Source organism: Saccharomonospora cyanea NA-134 (assembly GCF_000244975.1).
Taxonomy (GTDB): domain Bacteria; phylum Actinomycetota; class Actinomycetes; order Mycobacteriales; family Pseudonocardiaceae; genus Saccharomonospora; species Saccharomonospora cyanea.
On the sequence record NZ_CM001440.1, the window covers coordinates 655881 to 676670 of the forward strand.

Consider the following 20790-nt stretch of genomic DNA (forward strand, 5'->3'; position numbering starts at 1 on the left):
CGTGTCCGCACTTCCCCTACGCACCACCATCCGAGACATCCCCGCCGCTCGGCGACGAGTACGCAACGGTCGAGGCCGCTCGCGACAAGCAGTGGTGGGGGAGCGACACAGCTTCCCCACCCGACGCGAGAAAGGATCGATGTGCGAGGTCGTCGACTGAGACCGGGAACGACAGCCGCGCTGGCGGTCACGCTGGCGTTCGCGCCCCTGACCGCGGTGGGCGCGAACGCGGAGGCGAGTGAATCCGCCCCACCCGTGTCCGCGCGCTTCGCCGAGGCAGACGGCCCCACCGTCACGCTGATCACCGGTGACCGTGTCCGACTGCTCGGCGAGGGCGCCCAGGGCGTGGCGTTCCAGCCGGGCCCAGGCCGGGAGGACATGGGACACAACTGGTTCCGCGAGGCGAACGGTGAGGTCCATGTCGTCCCGGACGACGTCGCGCCGCTGATCGCGGCGGGGACCCTCGACAAGCGACTGTTCAACGTCTCCCAGCTGATCGAGGCGGGCTACCACGACGGCGCACGCGACGACGTGCCCGTGCTGGTGTCCTACGCCGACGGCGACGTCCAGGCACGGTCGACGGCACTCGCCGACGGCGCGGCCACCCGCGTCAACACGCTGTCCACCATCAACGGCGAGGCGCTGCGGGCGAAGAAGGCCACCACGACCCGCTTCTGGCACTCCGTGCGCCCGATGCTGAGGCAGGACCGGGCGATCGAGCACCTGTGGCTCGACGCGCCGGTGAGGGCCACCCTCGACCACACGGTGCCGCGGATCGGCGCGCCGGAGGCGTGGGAGAGCGGGTTCACCGGCGAGGGTGTGACGGTGGCGGTGCTGGACACTGGAATCGACGCCGACCACCCGGACCTCGACGACGCGGTGGCGGAGTCCGAGGACTTCACCGGCGGTGGCAGCGCCGACGACGGAAACGGCCACGGCACGCACGTCGCCGGAACCATCGCCGGAGACGGCACCGCGAGCGACGGCACCTACCGCGGGGTGGCCCCGGACGCCGACCTCGCTGTCGGCAAGGTGCTGAACGACGCGGGCGAGGGCCAGGAGTCGTGGGTCCTGGCCGGCATGGAGTGGGCGGCGCAGCGCGCCGACGTGGTGAACATGAGCCTCGGCGGTGGCTTCTCGGACGGCGGTGATCCGCTCTCCCAGGCGGTGAACCGGCTGACCGAGGAGACCGACACGCTCTTCGTGGTGGCCGCGGGCAACGACGGTCCGTGGGAAGGCACCATCGGCTCCCCCGGTGCGGCCGATGCCGCGCTCACCGTCGGAGCGGTCGACGACAACGACGAGCTGGCCGAGTTCTCCAGCCGTGGCCCTCGCCTTGGGGACAACGGCATCAAGCCGGAGCTCACCGCGCCCGGCGTGGACGTCGTCTCCGCCCGTGCTTCCGGAACGGAGGGTGAGTTCTACACCTCGGCGTCCGGTACGTCGATGGCCACGCCGCACGTCGCGGGTGCGGCGGCGCTGGTGGCTCAGGCCCGCCAGGACGCCTCGGCCGCGGAGCTGAAGTCTGCGCTGGTGAACTCGGCGGTGCCGAACGAGTCGCTGTCGTCGTACGAACAGGGCGCGGGCCGAGTGGACGTGGCGAGTGCTGTGAAGCAACGGGTACTGGCCGAACCCGCGGTGGTGAACCTGGGCACCGTCGCCTGGCCGTACGAGGACGCCGATCCGCTGACGCGTGCGGTCACCTACACCAACCACGGTCCCGAGCCGGTCACCCTCACGCTCGACGGCAGCCTCCAAGGACCGGAGGGCATGCTCACCGTCGATCCGAAGGAGGTGACCGTTCCCGCGGGTGGCAAGGCGGCGGTCACGCTGACGGTGGACCCGTCCGTCGGCGGGGCCGGGCGCTACAGCGGGACACTCGTCGCCACGGGCGACGACGGCTCGGTGGTGCGCACGGCGCTCGGTATGACGAAGGAGGAGGAGACCTACGACCTCGACGTCACGGTCGTCGGCCACGACGGCGAGCCGTTGGGCGAGGGCATGGTCACCTTCCTCTCGGAGTCGGGTTCCTCCGGGATGGCCTTCATCGAGAACGGCCGGTTCCACACCAGCCTGCCGAAGGACACCTACTACCTCAGCGCGTCGGCACACTTCACCGGAGCGGACGGGCAACGCGGCCTCGCCATGGGTGCCGAGCCGCGACTGGTGCTGGACGCCGACACCCACATCGAGCTCGATCTGCGGCGGAACTACCACCCCAGGGTGGAGTTGGCCGACCGGCCCGGCGCCGAGGTCGGCGACGTCTCGCTGGGGACTCTTCTCATGAGGGACGGCATGGGGGTGGGCAGTGGCGCGCGCGTTTCGGCGGATCTCGACCACGTCTACCTGCGCCCTTCCCGGACCGAGCACGACGGTTTCACTCTGAGCGTCGACACGTCGCACGCGAAGCCGGACGGCAAGGGCACGTTCGTGAACAGTCCCTACCTCTACGAGCTGACCCACGAGCACACCGGGTCGATCCCCGGTGAGTTCACACGGCGGGTCTCCGATGGCGACCTCGGCCACGTGCACAGCAGGCACGCCGACGGCGTCGCGGGCTGGGGACAACGCGGCGTCGTCGTCGGCGAGCTGCCGTTCGAGCTGTCCGAGTACTACACACCCGGCGTGATCAGGCCGTTGCTGGAGCTGGTGGACAAGCCCCGTTGGGAAGGTCCGGCCCCGGTCGTCGCCACGCAGTACACGGCCGTGCCGCTCGAACTGGAGGCGGGCGAGACGGTGAACCTGCTCTGGAACACCGCAGTGCACGGTCCCACGTTTACGCACGATCCGGAGAACGGGGGGCCGTTCCGGCTGGAACACGGCATGGGTTTTCCCCTGCGGCTCTACGGCGATGGTGGCGGGCATCTGGGTGTCTCCACCACCGACAGCATCTCCACCGAGCTGTACCGCGACGGTGAGCCGGTGCGGCCCGACGAGTACGACAGCGGCTTCTTCCCGGTCCCGAACGAGCCCGCCTCCTACCGGTTCCATGTGCGGGCCGAGCGCGGTGAACTCACCCCGTTGTCGCGGGTTGTCGATGCCGAGTGGACGTTCGACGACGACGGCGTCGAGGAGGGAGAGTCGAAGGCTCTGCCGTTGCTCGGAGTTCACTTCGACACCGACTTCGGGGTGTCGGACGCGCCGAAGGCCGGGAAGAAGGTGCGGCTGCCGTTCAGCGTGCAGCGCAACGGAAGCCAGGAGGAGCCGAAGCTGACGACGTTGCGGTTCGAGGTCTCCTTCGACGGCGGCAAGACGTGGCGTCCGGTGCCCTACAACCGGTCCCGCGACGGGCACGAGCTCGCGGTGCGGGCTCCGGAGGGTGTGAAGGATGTGTCGTTGCGGGTCGAGGCGGAGGACGTCGACGGCAACGGTCTGAAGCAGACCATCGTCGGCGCCTACCCGGTGCGCTGACGAACGTGGGGTGCGGACTCACCCGGTTCCGGGCGTGTCCGCACCCTGCGCACGCGTGTCCGCACTTCCCCTACGAGAGCGTCGACAAACGGAGCCTCCGGCCCGCAACCGACGAGCAGTTGACCGTGTGTAGCACCGTTCGGCGACACATCCGGGCTCGCATGCAACCAAACGATCTTGGTCGGGCGTGTGAGGTGCGGGAGGCAAAGGCTTCCCGCACCTCGGAAAAGGGAGCGACAGTGAGAGGTCGACGACGACCCAAGCTCGGGATGGTGGTGGCGCTGGCCGCCAGCCTCTCGTTCGCGGTGGGACCACCGGTCACCGCGGAGCCGGGCGCGGCGACCGGCGCGGGGACGCCGGGGCGGACGAGCTTCTTCGCCGCCGAAGGACCCACCGTCACGCTGGTCACCGGTGACCGGGTCAGGGTCACGGGAGAGAACGCGGCGGTGTTGCCGGGCCCCGGCCGCGCCGACATGGGATTCCGGCAGTTCCGTCAGGACGGGGACCTGTACGTGGTCCCCCATGACGCCGCGTCCCTGATCGCGGCGGGCACGCTCGACCAACGGTTGTTCAACGTGTCGGGGCTGGTCGAGGCGGGCTATCACGACGGAGCCCGCGACGACGTGCCGGTGCTCGTCTCGTACGCGGAAGGGCAGACGCGGGCACGCACACGCACACTGGCCGACGGCGCAGCGACGAGCGTCCGGCCCCTGAAGGCGGTCAACGGCGAGGCACTGAGCACCGTGAAGGACCGGACCGCCCACTTCTGGAACAGCGTGCGCCCGATGCTGGAACCCGGACGGTCCGTCGAGCATCTGTGGCTGGACGGTCCGGTCGAGGCGGCTCTGGACGAGACCGTGGCTCGGATCGGCGCGCCCGAAGCCTGGGAGAGCGGCTACACCGGCGAGGGGGTGCGGGTGGCCGTGTTGGACACCGGCATCGATGCCGGACACCCGGACCTCGACGACGCCGTCGTGGAGGCGCGGGACTTCACGGGTGAGGGCACCACGGACGACACCCAGGGGCACGGCACCCACGTGGCGGGCATCATCGCGGGCGACGGCACCGCGAGCGACGGCCGCTACAAGGGCGTGGCCCCCGATGCCGACCTCGTGATCGGTCGGGTGCTCGACGGCAACGGGTCGGGCCAGGAGTCGTGGATTCTCGCGGGCATGGAGTGGGCGGCGCAGCGCGCCGACGTGGTGAACATGAGCCTGGGCGCCGATCTGCCCGACGACGGCACGGCGCCGCTGTCGCAGGCGGTGAACCGTCTCACGGAGCAGACCGGGGCGCTGTTCGTGGTCGCGGCGGGCAACTCCGGGCCCGGCCGGGGCACCATCGGCTCTCCGGCGTCGGCGGACGCGGCGCTCACCGTGGGCGCGGTGGACGGCGGCGACGACCTGGCGGAGTTCTCCAGTCGGGGTCCGAGATTCGGGGACAACGCCGTCAAGCCGGAGATCACCGCGCCAGGCGTGGACGTCACCGCGGCTCGGGCGAGTGGCAGTTTCCCGCCGTCCGAAGAGCACTACACGGGGATGTCGGGGACGTCGATGGCCGCTCCCCATGTGGCGGGAGCCGCGGCGCTCGTGGCGCAGGCCCGGCCCGGCTGGAAGGCCGACGCCCTCAAACCCGCTCTGACCGGTTCGGCGACGGCACACCCCGAGCTGACGGTGGACGAGCAGGGCGCGGGCCGGGTGGACGTCGCCCGCGCGGCGGAACAGCTGGTGCGGGGCGAGCCCGCCGTGCTGAACTTCGGAGTCCAGAAGTGGCCGCACGACGACGGCGAGACACCCGGCTCCCACACGATCACCTACCACAACAGCGGTTCCGAGCCGGTCACGTTGACCCTCGACACGGCTCTGCGCGGCCCGGAGGGCGGTGCGGAGGGCGGCACGGTCACCGTCAACCCGGCCGAGGTCACCGTCCCGGCGAACGGCCAGGCCGAGGTGACGGTCACCGTCGACACGGGTACCGCGTTCGGCCGGTACAGCGGAGCCGTGGTCGCCGACGGTGACGACGGCTCGGTGGTGCGCACGCCGTTCGGTGTGACGAGGGAGAGCGAGAGCTACGACGTCGACGTGACCGTGCTCGGTGTGGACGGGAAACCGGTCGCGGACGCCGAGATCGAACTCGTGTCGCGGTCGAAGGACCGCTCGTACTGGCCGCGAGCCACGGACGGCACCCACCACGTGCGGGCAGAGAAGGACACCTATCACCTCCAGGCCTTCCACGCCTTCCAGGACGCCGAAGGGCAGTGGCGGACGGCGATCTTCACCGAACCCGGGCTGGTCGTGGACCGGCCGCGCGAGGTCGTGTTCGACGTCAGGAAGGCACATCACCCCAGCGTGGAACTCGCGGCAAGGCCGGAGGCCGGGATCGGCGACGCCGCGTTGGCCTACCGGGTGGGAACCGAGTGGCACCTCGGCTGGATACTGTTCGGCCCCGACTTCGGTGGTGTCCTGGTACACGGCTCCGACACCGAGCACGAGCAGTTCTCGCTGGAGGTGGAAACGGCCCACGCGCGGCCGGACGGCAAGGGGGCGTTCGTCGACAGCCCGTACCTGTACCGGCTGAAGCACACCTACTCCGGGCGCGTGCCCGACAGGGTGGCCCGGAAGGTCACCGACGACGGACTCGCGAGGGTCCACAGCACGCACTCCGAGGGCGGGTCCGCGAAGTGGGGTTACCGCTACGTCATGGCGAGCGAGCTGCCGTTCGAGTTGGAGGAGTACTACACGCCCGGGGTCGAGTGGTGGCCCTCGCTGGCGCTGGGTGACGCGCCCTCGCCGGACGGCCGGCCGAACATCGTGGGGGAGCAGACGGACGCACTGCGCACCTACCGGCCGGGTGAGCGGGTCCAGAAGCGCTGGAACACCGCGGTGCAGGGACCGGCGTTCCCCTACCAGTCGCACCAGCCCGGCGTCTGGGCCAGCCACACCGAGTACGGCATGAGTATCCGCGTTCCGCTGTACAGCGACGGCGCCGGAAACGCGGGACTCGCGCCGGTCGACTACGAGAAGTCCACGTCGACGTTGTACCGCGACGGGGAACTGGTCGACGAGCAGCCCGGCACGGAGAACTGGTTCACCGTCCCGGACGGACCCGGGTCGTATCGGTACGTGTTGCACGCCGATCGGGGTTCGCTGACGCCGCAGTCGCGGATGATCGACGCCGAGTGGACGTTCCGCGACGAGGGCGTGGAGCCGGGCGGAGAAACGATTCCGCCGTTGTTGGGTGTGCATTTCGATGCCGACTTCGGCATGGAGAACGCGCCGAGGGTGGGGGAGAAGGTGCGGTTGCCGTTGGCGGTGCAGCGCAACGGAAGTCCGGAGGAGCCGAGGTTGGACTCGCTGCGGGTGGAGGTGTCGTTCGACGGTGGTGAGTCGTGGCGGTCGGTGCCGTATCGGTGGGAGCACGGTGAGCGGGTGATCGCGGTGCGGGCTCCGGAGGGTGTGAAGGATGTGTCGTTGCGGGTCGAGGCGGAGGACGTCGACGGCAACGGTCTGAAGCAGACCATCGTCGGCGCCTACCCGGTGCGCTGACGAACGTGGGGTGCGGACTCACCCGGTTCCGGGCGTGTCCGCACCCTGCGCACGCGTGTCCGCACTTCCCCTACGGCTCAGACACCCATCGGGTGCCACACCGTCTTCGGTTCCAGGTACGTCCGCAGCCGGCCGAGCCCCGGCCGCTGGGACCAGTCCGGCTCCTCGTCGGGCACGTCGAGCACGCGCTTCACAGTCCCGGCCGCCTCACGGGCGATCTCGACCCGCCCCGTGGGCCCCGCGCCGGTGGGGTCGATGGCGTTGACGTCGGCGTGCGACGCCAGCCACGGCCCGAGTTCGAGCGCCTTGCCCGTCAGCACGTTCACGACACCGCCGGGCACGTCCGACGTCGCCAGCACCTCCGACAGCGTGATGGCGGGCAACGGGCGTTCCGCGCTGCTCACCACCACGGCGGTGCACCCGGTGGCGAGCACGGGCGCCAGCACGCTGACCAGTCCGAGCAGCGACGACTTCTGCGGAGCCAGCACGCCGACCACACCCGTCGGCTCCGGCACGGTGAACGAGAAGTACGGTCCCGCCACGGGGTTCGCCGCCCCGAACACGCTCGCGACCTTGTCGGTCCACCCGGCGTACCACACCCACCGGTCCACGGCGGCGTCCACGACGGACTCCGCCTTGCGGCTGGGCAGGCCCTCGCTCGCGGCCACCTCGGCGACGAACTGCTGCCGCCGCCCCTCCATCACCTCCGCCACGCGGTACAGCACCTGACCGCGGTTGTACGCCGTCGCGCCCGACCAGCCACCGAACGCCTTGCGCGCGGCCACCACCGCGTCGCGGACGTCCTTGCGGGAGGCGTGCGAGGCGTTGGCGAGGAACCGCCCCTTGACGTCGGTCACGGCGTAGCTGCGTCCCGACTCGGAGCGCGGGAACTTCCCGCCGATGAACAGCTTGTAGGTCTTCGCCACCTCAACCCTGGACATGCAGGTACGCCTCCAGACCCGTCCGGCCGCCCTCGCGCCCGAATCCTGATTCCTTGTAGCCACCGAACGGTGCGGCGGGATCGAACCGGTTGAACGTGTTGGCCCACACCACGCCCGCACGCAGGCGGTCGGCCATCCACAGGATGCGCGAGCCCTTCTCCGTCCACACTCCCGCGGACAGCCCGTACGGCGTGTTGTTGGCCTTGGCGACGGCTTCGTCCGGCGTGCGGAACGTCAGCACCGACAGCACCGGCCCGAAGATCTCCTCCCGCGCGATGCGCATGGACTGCTCGACGCCGGAGAACACGGTGGGCGCGAAGAAGAACCCCTTCTCCGGCACCGGGCACGGACTGCTCCACCGCTGCGCGCCGTCGCGTTCCCCGGAGGCCACGAGTTCCTTGATCTTGGCGAGCTGTTCGGGCGAGTTGATGGCCCCGACGTCGGTGTTCTTGTCCAGCGGGTCGCCCAGGCGCAGCGTCGACACCCGCGCGCGGAGCTTGTCGAGCAACTCGTCGGCGACCGACTCCTGCACCAGCAGCCGCGAACCCGCGCAGCACACGTGGCCCTGGTTGAAGAAGATGCCGTTCACGATGCCTTCCACGGCCTGGTCGAGCGGTGCGTCGTCGAACACGATGTTCGCCGCCTTGCCGCCGAGTTCGAGCGTGAGGCGTTTGCGCGTGCCGGCGAGCGTGCGCTGGATCTGCTTGCCGACCTCGGTGGAACCCGTGAACGCCACCTTGTCCACGTCGGGGTGCTCGACCACCGCCGCCCCGATGTCACCCGCACCGGGCACGATGTTGACCACGCCCGGCGGAAGGTCGGCCTGCTGGCAGATCTCGGCGAACACCAGCGCCGTCAGCGGCGTGGTCTCGGCGGGTTTGAGCACCACCGTGTTCCCCGTGGCCAGGGCGGGGGCCACCTTCCACGCCAGCATCAGCAGCGGGAAGTTCCACGGAATGACCTGTCCGGCCACCCCGAGGGGACGGGGGTCCGGTCCGAGACCGGCGTGGTCGAGCTTGTCGGCCCACCCCGCGTGGTAGAAGAAGTGTGCGGCGGCCGTCGGGATGTCGGTGTCGCGCGACTCCTTGATCGGCTTGCCGTTGTCCAGGGTTTCCAGCACGGCGAGTTCCCGCGCGCGCTCCTGGAGGAGGCGGGCGATCCGGAACACGTACTTCGCGCGTTCGGTGCCCGGCATCGGACCCCAGACGCGGTCGTAGGCCTTCCTCGCCGCCTTCACCGCGGTGTCCACATCGGACGTACTGGCGGTGCCGACCTCGGCGAGGACCTCCTCGGTCGCCGGGTTGACGGTCTTGAGGGGCTCACCGGAGCCGTCGACGAACTCGCCGCCGATGAACGGCCGGTACTTCGGTTTGAGGTTCGCGATCTCGCGCGACTCGGGCGCGGGCGCGTATTCCCACTGGCTCACGATCAGTCCAATGCGAGGTAGTCGGGGCCGCTGTAGTGGCCGGAGAGCTGGGTGCGTCGCTGCAGCAACAGGTCGTTCAGCAGGCTCGACGCACCGAAGCGGAACAGTGACGGCGTGAGCCACTCGGGGCCTGCGACCTCGTGCACGGCCACGAGATACCGCACGGCGTCCTTGGTGGTCCGGATGCCGCCGGCGGGTTTCACACCACGTAGCTCGCCCGTCGCGGTGTGCCAGTCGCGCACCGCCTGCAACATCACGTGGGTCACCGGCAGCGTCGCGGCGGGAGACACCTTGCCGGTCGACGTCTTGATGAAGTCACCACCGGCGAGCAACGCGAGCCACGACGCGCGCCGCACGTTGTCGTACGTGGCGAGTTCACCGGTTTCGAGGATCACTTTCAGATGCGCGTCACCGCAGGCCTGCTTGACGGCCTGGATCTCCTCGAACACCTGCCCGTAGCGGCCCGCGAGAAACGCGCCGCGGTCGATCACCATGTCGACCTCGGTGGCCCCGGCCGACACCGCGAGCGCCACGTCGGCCAGCTTCACGTCGCGGCTCGACCGTCCCGAGGGGAACGCGGTCGCCACACTCGCCACGGCGATGTCGGCACCGGCGAGCGCCTCGACGGCCGTCGCCGCGAGGTCGGGGTAGACGCACACGGCGGCCACGTGCGGAGTGTCCGGGTGCTCGGGGTCGGGCCGCCGGGCCTTGGCGGCCAGCGACCGCACCTTGCCGGGAGTGTCGGCGCCTTCCAGTGTGGTCAGGTCGACCATCGAGATCGCGGTGTCGATCGCCCACAGCTTCGAGTTCTTCTTGATGCTGCGGGTGGCCAGGCTCGCGGCACGCTGTTCGACGCCGACCTGGTCCACACCGGGCAGACCGTGCAGGAACCGGCGCAGACTGCGATCGTCGCGGACGGCGTCGTTCAGCTCGGCCGGCAGGGTAGCTGTTGCCATGGCCGAAAGGGTATCCCGGCGACCCCGGGGTGCCGGGGGCCGCGGACTACTCGATCTCCTTGATCTTGTCGCGAGGCACGCGCTTGACCTCGACGCCGCCCCAGAACGCCAGCCCCGTGACCTTCACGACCGGAGCGCCCGGAGGTGCGGTCGGGGAGGCGCCTTTCTTGTTCCTCGTCTCGAACGCCCCCATGATGCCCACGCCGGTGACCTCGACGGCGACGTCGTCCGGGACGATCACGTCGACACCACCCATGATCGCCACGGCCGTGATCGTGGAATGCTGCTCGGCGAAGCGGGCGTGACGCAGGTCGATCTCCACCCCACCCCAGAACGCGAAGCTGTTGTGCTGGGGCGGCAACACCCAGACGCCCTTGCGTTCCGTTCCCGACATCACCGCGATCGACGTCGTGGAGCCCGGTGTGCCACCGACGCGCCGATCGGGCAGTGACGACGTGGCAGCCGGTGCCGTGGGCAGTGGCGCGTCGTCGGTCGGAAGGTCGGCTGTCACCGGTTCGAGCTCACCGAGGGTCTTCGCCGAATACACCTGGTCGAGACGTTCCTCGAGCTCGTCGAGGGTGATCCGGCCTTCGCCCATGGCCTTGTGCAGCACCTGGGCGACACGTTCCCGGTCCGCGTCCGATGCCCGGAGCTGTTTCGGATCACGGTGTGGGGGCTGTTCGCTCACACGCTTACCTTAGCGCTGGGAGGGCCGCGGCCATGGCTTCCGCCACCTTCTTACACGGTCACGGCCGGGGAGGATCGTCGTGCGCGCCGCGGAGCACGCAGAACTCGTTGCCCTCGGGGTCGGCGAGCACGGCCCAGCCGGTGCCGTCCGGATTGCGCCGGTCGGCGGCCATCGTCGCCCCGAGCCCGAGCAGCCGCTCCACCTCCTCGTCGCGGGGCACGTCGGGACGAAGGCAGAAATGCAGGCGGTTCTTCACCGTCTTCGGCTCCGGTACCTGGATGAAGAGGAGATTGCGGCCGTCCCCGAGTTCGATGAGTGCTTCGGGGTCTCCGGGCCGGTCCTCCGGTGACAGCGGCAGGCCGAGGACCTGGCTCCACCACCGACCCAGCTCGTAGGCGTCGGCACAGTCGACGGACACGTTCTCGATGCTGCTTCCCATGCTCGGACGTTCCCGCGTTCTCCACCCCGGCCACAACCCGTTTTCCCGTCGGCCTCACGCGTGTCCTCGGTTTTCGTGCTCGTCGTTAGGGTGTCGGACATGGACGTACTCGTCGTCGAACACCCGCTGGCCAAGGCGCGGCTGTCCACCATGCGCGACGCCCGTACCGACAGCGCGGCGTTCCGTGCGGCCCTGCAGGAACTCACGGTCATGCTGATCTACGAGGCCATGCGCGAAGCGCCGTTGGCGACGGAACGCATCCACACCCCGGTGGCGCGCACAGACGCCTACCGGTTGGCCGAGCCGCCGCTGCTCGTGCCTGTGCTCCGCGCCGGGCTCGGCATGGCCGACCAGGCCCACAAGCTGATCCCCGACGCGCAGATGGGGTTCGTCGGGCTGGCCCGCGACGAGGAGACTCTCGAACCGACGCCGTACCTGGAGTCCCTGCCGGAGTCGCTGTCGGGCAGGCCCGTTTTCGTGCTCGATCCGATGCTGGCCACCGGCGGGTCGATGGAGTACACGATCCGGCTGCTGACCGATCGGGGAGCCACGGACGTCACGGCCGTCTGCGCGCTCGCCGCCCCGGAGGGTGTCGAGCGGTTGCGGCAGTCGGGACTGCCCGTGCGGGTGGTCACCGCGAGCGTGGACGAACGACTCAACGACTCCGGTTTCATCGTGCCCGGACTGGGCGACGCGGGTGACCGGCTCTACGGCGCGGTGTGAGGCGTCGCCTCAGCGGCACCAACCGCGCACGGTCGCACGCAGCCCCTGCTCGTAGGTGCGGCAGTACTCGAATCCGGACGACAGCGTCCGGTGCAGCTCGAACATGACCATGCCGTGGGCGTACGCCCACACACCGGCGGCGATCGTGTCGGCCGTGCCGCCGGGGAACACGTCTGCGTCGATGCCGGCCTGAGCCGCGTCCCGCAGCGGCTCGACGACGAACGGAGCCGCTCCGTCCCGGTCGACGGGGACGTCCCCGGAGTGGTTCCCCGTGAAGAGGGCCGGGTAACTGTGCCGCCCGGCGAGCGCGGCCTCGCGGTACACCATGCCCAGGCGGACGAGGTCCGCGACCGCGTCACCGGTGCGGGTCACCGAGCGAAGCCGGTCGCCGATGGCGCGGAAACCCTCCGCACGCAGCTCCGCGATCAGTTCGGGTTTACCGCCGAACAGCGAGTAGACGGCCGTCGTCGACGTCCCAACCTCCGAGGCGAGCTTCCGCAGACTCAGTCCTTGGGAGCCCTCGGCGGAGAGGAGCGCACCGGCCCGGTCGAGCAACTTCGCCCGCAACGAGTCGTCGTAGGACTTGGGACGGGGCATGGGGCCAGGGTAGCGGCGCTTCCGGACCGGCCCACGAACGTCGGGCTCGCCGCCCGTCTAGGCCGTGGATGGAGATCGCTTCGATGAGGAGTCCGCCGGGCTTCCTGCGTGCTTTGAGTCGTTCACTGTTGTGTTGGGGTGTCTGAGCTGGGGAAATGTGGTTAGGGGACCCCCCTGTTCGGGTGGGTTTTGGGGGCGTGTAATCTTCTTTTCGTCGCCGGGGAGACCGGCCGGGCCCGGAAGGGCCGGGGCGGGGTACTCGGTGCGGGGATGGCGAACCAAGCTCCCACGGGTGTGGTAGAGTGGGCTTCCCCGGGTGGGTGAGACTGCTTCATCATCGGTTTTGGTGGTGGGGTTGGTTGCGCCCGGTGGCTGGAAATACACAATGTGTGTTGTTTGAGAACTCAACAGTGTGCTAGTGATTGTCATGCTAGTAGTGCTCTTTTGAGCCCCTTTTTTGTGGGTTTCTTTGAGATGACATGTGAGTCATCGGATTGACTGTTCATTGTTGGAGAGTTTGATCCTGGCTCAGGACGAACGCTGGCGGCGTGCTTAACACATGCAAGTCGAACGCTGAAGCCCAGCTTGCTGGGTGGATGAGTGGCGAACGGGTGAGTAACACGTGGGTAATCTGCCCTGTACTCTGGGATAAGCCCGGGAAACTGGGTCTAATACCGGATAGGACGCCTCACCGCATGGTGGGGTGTGGAAAGTTCCGGCGGTACAGGTTGAGCCCGCGGCCTATCAGCTTGTTGGTGGGGTGATGGCCTACCAAGGCGACGACGGGTAGCCGGCCTGAGAGGGTGACCGGCCACACTGGGACTGAGACACGGCCCAGACTCCTACGGGAGGCAGCAGTGGGGAATATTGCACAATGGGCGCAAGCCTGATGCAGCGACGCCGCGTGGGGGATGACGGCCTTCGGGTTGTAAACCCCTTTCGCCCGGGACGAAGCGCAAGTGACGGTACCGGGAGAAGAAGCACCGGCCAACTACGTGCCAGCAGCCGCGGTAATACGTAGGGTGCAAGCGTTGTCCGGAATTATTGGGCGTAAAGAGCTCGTAGGCGGTGTGTCACGTCTGCCGTGAAAACCTGCGGCTTAACCGTGGGCGGGCGGTGGATACGGGCATCACTTGAGTTCGGTAGGGGAGACTGGAATTCCTGGTGTAGCGGTGGAATGCGCAGATATCAGGAGGAACACCGGTGGCGAAGGCGGGTCTCTGGGCCGAAACTGACGCTGAGGAGCGAAAGCGTGGGGAGCGAACAGGATTAGATACCCTGGTAGTCCACGCCGTAAACGTTGGGCGCTAGGTGTGGGGTGCTGTTCACGCGTCCCGTGCCGTAGCTAACGCATTAAGCGCCCCGCCTGGGGAGTACGGCCGCAAGGCTAAAACTCAAAGGAATTGACGGGGGCCCGCACAAGCGGCGGAGCATGTGGATTAATTCGATGCAACGCGAAGAACCTTACCTGGGCTTGACATGCACCGGATCGCCTCAGAGATGGGGTTTCCCTTGTGGCTGGTGCACAGGTGGTGCATGGCTGTCGTCAGCTCGTGTCGTGAGATGTTGGGTTAAGTCCCGCAACGAGCGCAACCCTTGTCCCATGTTGCCAGCGGGTAATGCCGGGGACTCGTGGGAGACTGCCGGGGTCAACTCGGAGGAAGGTGGGGATGACGTCAAGTCATCATGCCCCTTATGTCCAGGGCTTCACACATGCTACAATGGCCGGTACAGTGGGTGGCGATACCGTGAGGTGGAGCGAATCCCTCAAAGCCGGTCTCAGTTCGGATCGCAGTCTGCAACTCGACTGCGTGAAGTCGGAGTCGCTAGTAATCGCAGATCAGCATTGCTGCGGTGAATACGTTCCCGGGCCTTGTACACACCGCCCGTCACGTCATGAAAGTCGGTAACACCCGAAGCCCATGGCCCAACCCTTCGGGGAGGGAGTGGTCGAAGGTGGGACTGGCGATTGGGACGAAGTCGTAACAAGGTAGCCGTACCGGAAGGTGCGGCTGGATCACCTCCTTTCTAAGGAGCTTGACTGCTCGTTAGAGCTTAGTGTGAACCGCTACTAGTGGTGGATGCCGGCCCGTGCCGTTGGGGTGCGGGGGTGTCGACCGGATCGCTGGCACGCTGTTGGGTTTTGAGGCAACACGCTGTGTTGTTTCTGGCGTGGTGTTTGAGAATTGCAGAGTGGGTGCGAGCATCTTTGTGGTCAAGTTGTGTAGGGCACATGGTGGATGTCTTGGCACTAGGAGCCGATGAAGGACGTGGGAGGCTGCGATAAGCCTCGGGGAGCTGTCAACCGAGCTGTGATCCGAGGATGTCCGAATGGGGAAACCCGGCACCCGTGATGGGGTGTCACCCGCCGGTGAATGTATAGCCGGTGTGGAGGGAACGCGGGGAAGTGAAACATCTCAGTACCCGTAGGAAGAGAAAACAACCGTGATTCCGTGAGTAGTGGCGAGCGAAAGCGGAAGAGGCTAAACCGTGCACATGGTGAAGCTGTCAGGCGTTGTGTGTGCGGTGTTGTGGGAGCCACTGTCCAGTAGCTGACACTGCTGGGGATGGTGTGTGTGGTTAGCGGAACACGTTGGGATGCGTGACCGGAGTGGGTGAGAGTCCCGTACGCGAAAACTGCATGGCATTGTCTTGGTGGTGTTCCCGAGTAGCAGCGAGCCCGTGGAATTCGCTGTGAATCCGCCGGGACCACCCGGTAAGCCTAAATACTTCCTAGTGACCGATAGCGGACGAGTACCGTGAGGGAAAGATGAAAAGTACCCCGGGAGGGGAGTGAAAGAGTACCTGAAACCGTGTGCCTGCAAGCCGTCAGAGCCCTGTGGGGTGATGGCGTGCCTTTTGAAGAATGAGCCTGCGAGTTAGTGCTGCGTGGCGAGGTTAACCCGAGTGGGGTAGCCGGAGCGAAAGCGAGTCTGAACAGGGCGTTGTAGTCGCGTGGTCTAGACCCGAAGCGGGGTGATCTACCCATGGCCAGGGTGAAGCGCCGGTAAGACGGTGTGGAGGCCCGAACCCACCAGGGTTGAAAACCTGGGGGATGAGCTGTGGGTAGGGGTGAAAGGCCAATCAAACTCCGTGATAGCTGGTTCTCCCCGAAATGCATTTAGGTGCAGCGTCGCGTGTTTCACATCTGGGGTAGAGCTACTGGATGGCCTAGGGGGCTTACCGGCTTACCGAAGTCAACCAAACTCCGAATACAGGTGTGTGAGAGCGCGGCAGTGAGACGGCGGGGGATAAGCTTCGTCGTCGAGAGGGAAACAGCCCAGAACACCAGCTAAGGCCCCTAAGTGTGTGCTCAGTGGGAAAGGATGTGGAGTCGCTGAGACAACCAGGAGGTTGGCTTAGAAGCAGCCATCCTTGAAAGAGTGCGTAATAGCTCACTGGTCAAGTGGTTCTGCGCCGACAATGTAGCGGGGCTTAAGCACACCGCCGAAGCTGTGTCATTCACACAGGTGATCGGCTCGGGTCCTTCGGGGCTTGGGTCCAGTCGTGTGGATGGGTAGGGGAGCGTCCTGCATCCAGGGAAGCAGCCGGGGAACCGAGTTGTGGAGGGTGTGGGAGTGAGAATGCAGGCATGAGTAGCGAATGCAGAGTGAGAATCTCTGCCGCCGGATGACCAAGGGTTCCTGGGCCAGGTTGTTCCGCCCAGGGTAAGTCGGGACCTAAGGCGAGGCCGACAGGCGTAGTCGATGGACAACGGGTTGATATTCCCGTACCCGCGTGTGTGCGTCCCTGGCGAGGCAGGTGAGACTAACCACCCGCCCTGCGCGTCCGCCCTTCGGGGTGGTGTGTGGGGTGCGTGGGACCTGATCCTGTAGTAGCCAAGCGATGGGGTGACGCAGGAAGGTAGCCCCGCCAGTCAGTGGTGATACTGGTGTAAGCGTGTGGCCCGCCCGGTAGGGAAATCCGCTGGGCTGTCTTGAATGACGAGGGTGAGGCGTGATGCATAGCCGTTGTGGCGAAGTAGGGTGATCCTCTGCTGCCGAGAAAAGCCTCTAGCGAGTGCGCGCGTGGCCCGTACCCCAAACCGACACAGGTGGTCAGGTAGAGAATACCAAGGCGATCGGGTGAACTGTGGTTAAGGAACTCGGCAAATTGCCCCCGTAACTTCGGGAGAAGGGGGGCCAAAACACCTGAAGCCCTGCGCGGGCTAGGGTGGGTTGGCCGCAGAGACCAGCGGAAAGCGACTGTTTATTAAAAACACAGGTCCATGCGAAGACGTAAGTCGAGGTATATGGACTGACGCCTGCCCGGTGCTGGAACGTTAAGAGGACCGGTTAGCCCCTTTCGGGGGGTGAAGCTGAGAATTTAAGCGCCAGTAAACGGCGGTGGTAACTATAACCATCCTAAGGTAGCGAAATTCCTTGTCGGGTAAGTTCCGACCTGCACGAATGGCGTAACGACTTTCCGGCTGTCTCAACCACAGGCCCGGCGAAATTGCACTACGAGTAAAGATGCTCGTTTCGCGCGGCAGGACGGAAAGACCCCGGGACCTTTACTATAGCTTGGTATTGGTTTTCGGTTCGGCTTGTGTAGGATAGGTGGGAGACTGGGAAGCAGCCACGCCAGTGGTTGTGGAGTCATTGTTGAAATACCACTCTGGCCGGATTGGGAATCTAACCTCGGACCGTGAGCCGGTTCAGGGACAGTGCCTGGTGGGTAGTTTAACTGGGGCGGTTGCCTCCCAAAGAGTAACGGAGGCGCCCAAAGGTTCCCTCAGCCTGGTTGGCAATCAGGTGTCGAGTGTAAGTGCACAAGGGAGCTTGACTGTGAGACCGACAGGTCGAGCAGGTGCGAAAGCAGGGACTAGTGATCCGGCACCTCCTGGTGGAAGGGGTGTCGCTCAACGGATAAAAGGTACCCCGGGGATAACAGGCTGATCTTGCCCAAGAGTCCATATCGACGGCATGGTTTGGCACCTCGATGTCGGCTCGTCGCATCCTGGGGCCGGAGTAGGTCCCAAGGGTTGGGCTGTTCGCCCATTAAAGCGGCACGCGAGCTGGGTTTAGAACGTCGTGAGACAGTTCGGTCCCTATCCGCCGCGCGCGTTGGAGACTTGAGGAAGGCTGTCCCTAGTACGAGAGGACCGGGACGGACGAACCTCTGGTATGCCAGTTGTTCCGCCAGGAGCATGGCTGGTTAGCTACGTTCGGAAGGGATAACCGCTGAAGGCATCTAAGCGGGAAGCCTGTTCCAAGATGAGGTCTCCCACCACCCTCGAGTGGGTAAGGCCCCCCAAAGACGATGGGGTTGATAGGCCAGACATGGACGCACAGCAATGTGTTTACGAGTGGACTGGTACTAATCGGCCGAGGGCTTGCCCACAAACATGCTACGCACCCACTCTGCAACTCTGAAACACCACCCCGGGAACACACCCGGCGTGATTGTTTCCCAGAGTTTCGGTGGTCACAGCGGTAGGGGAAACGCCCGGTCCCATTCCGAACCCGGAAGCTAAGCCCACCAGCGCCGATGGTACTGCACCCGAAGGGGTGTGGGAGAGTAGGACACCGCCGAACACAACCTCACCAGGGCCCGTCAGGAATCACCTGACGGGCCCTGGTTTTTTTGTGCCTATTTCAGAATCAGGACATCAGTCCGGCGGCCAGTGTCGCGCCGAGCTCCCAGCACGCTTCGAGGTCATCCTTGCTCGGCTCGCCCCGTACAACCACGGCCGGTGCGGCCTGCTGCCAACCCAGACCCGTAACCACCGTGTCGATCGACTTCGTCGCGCCTTCCGTGCCCTGGTTGCCGTGCACGTAGTAACCGAAGGGGCGTTTTCGTGTTGAATCCAGGCACGGGTAGTAGATCGTGTCGAAGAAGTGTTTCAACGCTCCCGACATGTAACCCAGATTGGCCGGAGTGCCGAGCAGGTAGGCGTCGGCGGAAAGAACGTCCGATACGGTGGCCGACAACGCGGGCTCACGCACGACCTCCACTCCGGTGATCTCGGAGTCGGTGGCTCCGGACAGCACGGCGTCCAACATGGACGCGAGGTGCGGGGACGGCGTGTGATGAACGATCAGCAACCTGGCCACGATATCCGAGCGTGCCCGGACGGATGTGGCCGCGCAAGCGAAGTGCTGTGGAGACCGCCGCGGTGTCGAGGCGCCGGTCCCCACAGCAGTGACGTCAACGAGCGGTGAGCAGGTTCGCGACGTCGTCGCGAAGGGCGGTGAGCGTTTCCTGCGCCGTGCGGCGAGTGCTGACGAGGTCATCCGGTGCAGGCGTCGGCATGGTCACCTCCAGGTACGCCTTCACCTTCGGTTCCGTTCCGGACAAGCGCACGATCACGCGGATCCGTTCACCGCTCAGCTTGAGAGCATCGGCATCCGGCAGCTCCTCGGTGGTGACCGGGATGCCCGCCAGTGTCGTCGGAGGTTCGGTGCGGAGCCGTTCCATCACCGCGGCCCGCTCGGCGAGGTCGGTGAACCGGGGCGCGACCTGGCCCGTCACGGAGACGCCGTGCGCCACCGTGAGTTCGTCGAGGAGATCCAGCAGCGTACGGCCCTGGCTCTTGGCTTCGGCCGCGACGTCGGCCGCGAACACGGCTGCGGCGATGCCGTCCTTGTCCTTCACGAAGCCGGGGTTGACACAGAGCCCCAGCGCTTCCTCGTAGGCGTAGACAAGGCGTTCGCCTGCTCGCATCAGCCACTTGAACCCGGTCAGCGTGCGCGCGTGGCGGGCACCGTGCGCACGCGCCACCTGCGCGAGCAGGGAGGACGACACGATCGTCGTGGCGACGAGGGGGTCGGCGACCTGTGTGCGCGCCAGCAGCCGGTCACCGAGCAGTACACCTGTCTCGTCGCCTGTCAGCATGCGCCACGAGCCGTCGTGGCCCCGGGCGCCGACGGCGCAGCGGTCGGCGTCGGGGTCCAGCGCGATGGCGAGGTCGGCGTCGACGTCGGCCGCCAGCTGCAGCAGCAGGTCCGTGGCGCCCGGTTCCTCGGGATTGGGGAACGCGACCGTGGGGAAGTCCGGATCGGGCTCGGCCTGAGCCTCGACAAGGTGGACGTCGGTGAATCCCGCCCGGCGCAGCGCGTCGACCACGACCGTGCCGCCGACACCGTGAAGCGGGGTGACGGCTATCCGCAGGTCTCGGGCCCCGGCCGTGGCTAGTGCGGCGATCCGGTCGAGGTAGGAGTCGACAACCTCGTCGCCGAGGAGGCGAGCGCCCTTTCCCTTGGGTACCGCCACCGCTGCGGGGGCTGCCGCGATCTCCGCTTCGATTTCCGAATCCGCAGGCGGAACGATCTGAATCCCGGTGTGGTCGAACACCTTGTAACCGTTGTCGGCTGGGGGATTGTGGGACGCGGTGACCTGGATTCCGGCGCACGCGCCGAGGTCCAGCGTGGCATACGCGAGAACCGGTGTCGGGAGAGGACGCGGTAGTACCCGAACGTCGAAACCGGCGGCGTCGAGCACCTCGGCCGCCGCCGTGGCGAACCGTTCGGAGCCGTGCCGGGCGTCGCGGCCGATGACGACGGTGCCGCCCGGGTTGCGTTTGGCCAGCCACGCCGCGAGACCGGCCGTGGTGCGCACAACCACCGCGGTGTTCATTCCGTTGGGTCCGGCCCTCACCGGGCCGCGCAGGCCCGCTGTGCCGAAGGTGAGGGTTCCGCTCATGCGGTCGTCGAGTTCGGACAGGGCTTCGGTGTCTCCCGCCATCGCGCGGGCGAGCAGGTCCTGCATCTGTGCGCGCGAGTCGTCGTCGACGTCGTCGGCGATCCAGCGGAACGTCGTGTCCCGGAGCTCGGGGGTGAGCCGAGGCGGTTTCTGCTGCATCACGCCATAGTGGCAAGGGGAACCGCGCGGGGATCAGGTGACCCCCGCGCGTGACCGAGTCCACAATTACCGAATTTGCCGCAAAATGCAGTATTCATATTGCCGAGTACGGCACTGACCTGCGTTGTCGAACCATTTCCAGTGGTAATCCGCGACGGTATCGCGCAGCGTCAACAATGCCGTGCCGAGTAGCACACGATCGGGTTATTGTCCTGTTGCCAATCATCAGACAGATTCTTGTCAACACTGCGGATCACCGCGTGA

Annotated in this window: 11 protein-coding genes and 3 rRNA genes; 6 read left to right on the top strand and 8 right to left on the bottom strand. The window is 66.8% G+C overall.

Features of this window, described 5'->3' with window-relative positions; translation table 11 throughout:
* Window positions 1-141 precede the first annotated feature (141 nt).
* Window positions 142-3411: a S8 family peptidase gene (locus SACCYDRAFT_RS03215; RefSeq protein WP_005453540.1), complete on the top strand. Its 3270-nt coding sequence runs from the start codon at window positions 142-144 to the stop codon at window positions 3409-3411.
* A 269-nt stretch (window positions 3412-3680) separates the two neighbouring features.
* On the top strand, window positions 3681-6953 hold the full coding sequence (locus tag SACCYDRAFT_RS03220; RefSeq protein ID WP_005453542.1) for a S8 family serine peptidase: 3273 nt from the start codon (window positions 3681-3683) through the stop codon (window positions 6951-6953).
* A 77-nt stretch (window positions 6954-7030) separates the two neighbouring features.
* Here SACCYDRAFT_RS03220 and SACCYDRAFT_RS03225 read toward each other — a convergent pair whose 3' ends face one another.
* The 5 genes from SACCYDRAFT_RS03225 to SACCYDRAFT_RS03245 are packed head-to-tail and all read right to left on the bottom strand — an operon-like array spanning window position 7031 to window position 11403.
* On the bottom strand, window positions 7031-7894 hold the full coding sequence (locus SACCYDRAFT_RS03225) for an aldehyde dehydrogenase family protein (RefSeq protein WP_005453544.1): 864 nt from the start codon (window positions 7892-7894) through the stop codon (window positions 7031-7033).
* Complete coding sequence (locus tag SACCYDRAFT_RS03230) at window positions 7881-9320, bottom strand: aldehyde dehydrogenase family protein (protein WP_005453549.1); 1440 nt, start codon at window positions 9318-9320, stop codon at window positions 7881-7883. Before SACCYDRAFT_RS03230 ends, SACCYDRAFT_RS03225 begins: the two co-directional genes overlap by 14 nt.
* A 2-nt stretch (window positions 9321-9322) precedes the next feature.
* The gene (gene deoC / locus SACCYDRAFT_RS03235; protein WP_005453551.1) at window positions 9323-10276 is read right to left on the bottom strand and encodes a deoxyribose-phosphate aldolase; all 954 of its coding nucleotides are present in this window, start codon (window positions 10274-10276) and stop codon (window positions 9323-9325) included.
* Window positions 10277-10322: 46 nt separating this feature from the next.
* Window positions 10323-10964 (bottom strand): DUF1707 SHOCT-like domain-containing protein, encoded by a 642-nt coding sequence (locus tag SACCYDRAFT_RS03240; RefSeq protein WP_005453553.1) that lies wholly within the window; start codon window positions 10962-10964, stop codon window positions 10323-10325.
* A gap of 58 nt (window positions 10965-11022) precedes the next feature.
* Window positions 11023-11403 (bottom strand): VOC family protein, encoded by a 381-nt coding sequence (locus SACCYDRAFT_RS03245; protein WP_005453555.1) that lies wholly within the window; start codon window positions 11401-11403, stop codon window positions 11023-11025.
* A gap of 99 nt (window positions 11404-11502) precedes the next feature.
* Between SACCYDRAFT_RS03245 and upp the strand changes: the two genes are divergently transcribed.
* Window positions 11503-12126: a uracil phosphoribosyltransferase gene (gene upp, locus SACCYDRAFT_RS03250; RefSeq protein ID WP_005453557.1), complete on the top strand. Its 624-nt coding sequence runs from the start codon at window positions 11503-11505 to the stop codon at window positions 12124-12126.
* A gap of 9 nt (window positions 12127-12135) precedes the next feature.
* On the opposite strand, the gene SACCYDRAFT_RS03255 is transcribed toward upp, so the two are convergent.
* The gene (locus SACCYDRAFT_RS03255; protein ID WP_005453559.1) at window positions 12136-12723 is read right to left on the bottom strand and encodes a TetR/AcrR family transcriptional regulator; all 588 of its coding nucleotides are present in this window, start codon (window positions 12721-12723) and stop codon (window positions 12136-12138) included.
* A 505-nt stretch (window positions 12724-13228) separates the two neighbouring features.
* Between SACCYDRAFT_RS03255 and SACCYDRAFT_RS03260 the strand changes: the two genes are divergently transcribed.
* The 3 genes from SACCYDRAFT_RS03260 to rrf all read left to right on the top strand — a co-directional run bounded on the left by SACCYDRAFT_RS03260 (window position 13229) and on the right by rrf (window position 18260).
* Window positions 13229-14751, top strand: a 16S ribosomal RNA gene (locus SACCYDRAFT_RS03260).
* A gap of 185 nt (window positions 14752-14936) precedes the next feature.
* Window positions 14937-18066 (top strand): 23S ribosomal RNA (locus SACCYDRAFT_RS03265).
* A gap of 76 nt (window positions 18067-18142) precedes the next feature.
* Window positions 18143-18260: ribosomal RNA gene (gene rrf / locus SACCYDRAFT_RS03270) — 5S ribosomal RNA — on the top strand.
* The 16S, 23S and 5S rRNA genes sit together here, the layout of an rRNA operon.
* A 66-nt stretch (window positions 18261-18326) precedes the next feature.
* Here the strand turns inward: rrf and SACCYDRAFT_RS03275 are convergent.
* Together SACCYDRAFT_RS03275 and SACCYDRAFT_RS03280 are read right to left on the bottom strand one after the other, a co-directional pair.
* Window positions 18327-18779 (bottom strand): flavodoxin family protein, encoded by a 453-nt coding sequence (locus tag SACCYDRAFT_RS03275; RefSeq protein WP_005453561.1) that lies wholly within the window; start codon window positions 18777-18779, stop codon window positions 18327-18329.
* 94 nt (window positions 18780-18873) lie between these two features.
* Complete coding sequence (locus SACCYDRAFT_RS03280; RefSeq protein WP_005453563.1) at window positions 18874-20526, bottom strand: phospho-sugar mutase; 1653 nt, start codon at window positions 20524-20526, stop codon at window positions 18874-18876.
* Window positions 20527-20790: the final 264 nt, after the last annotated feature.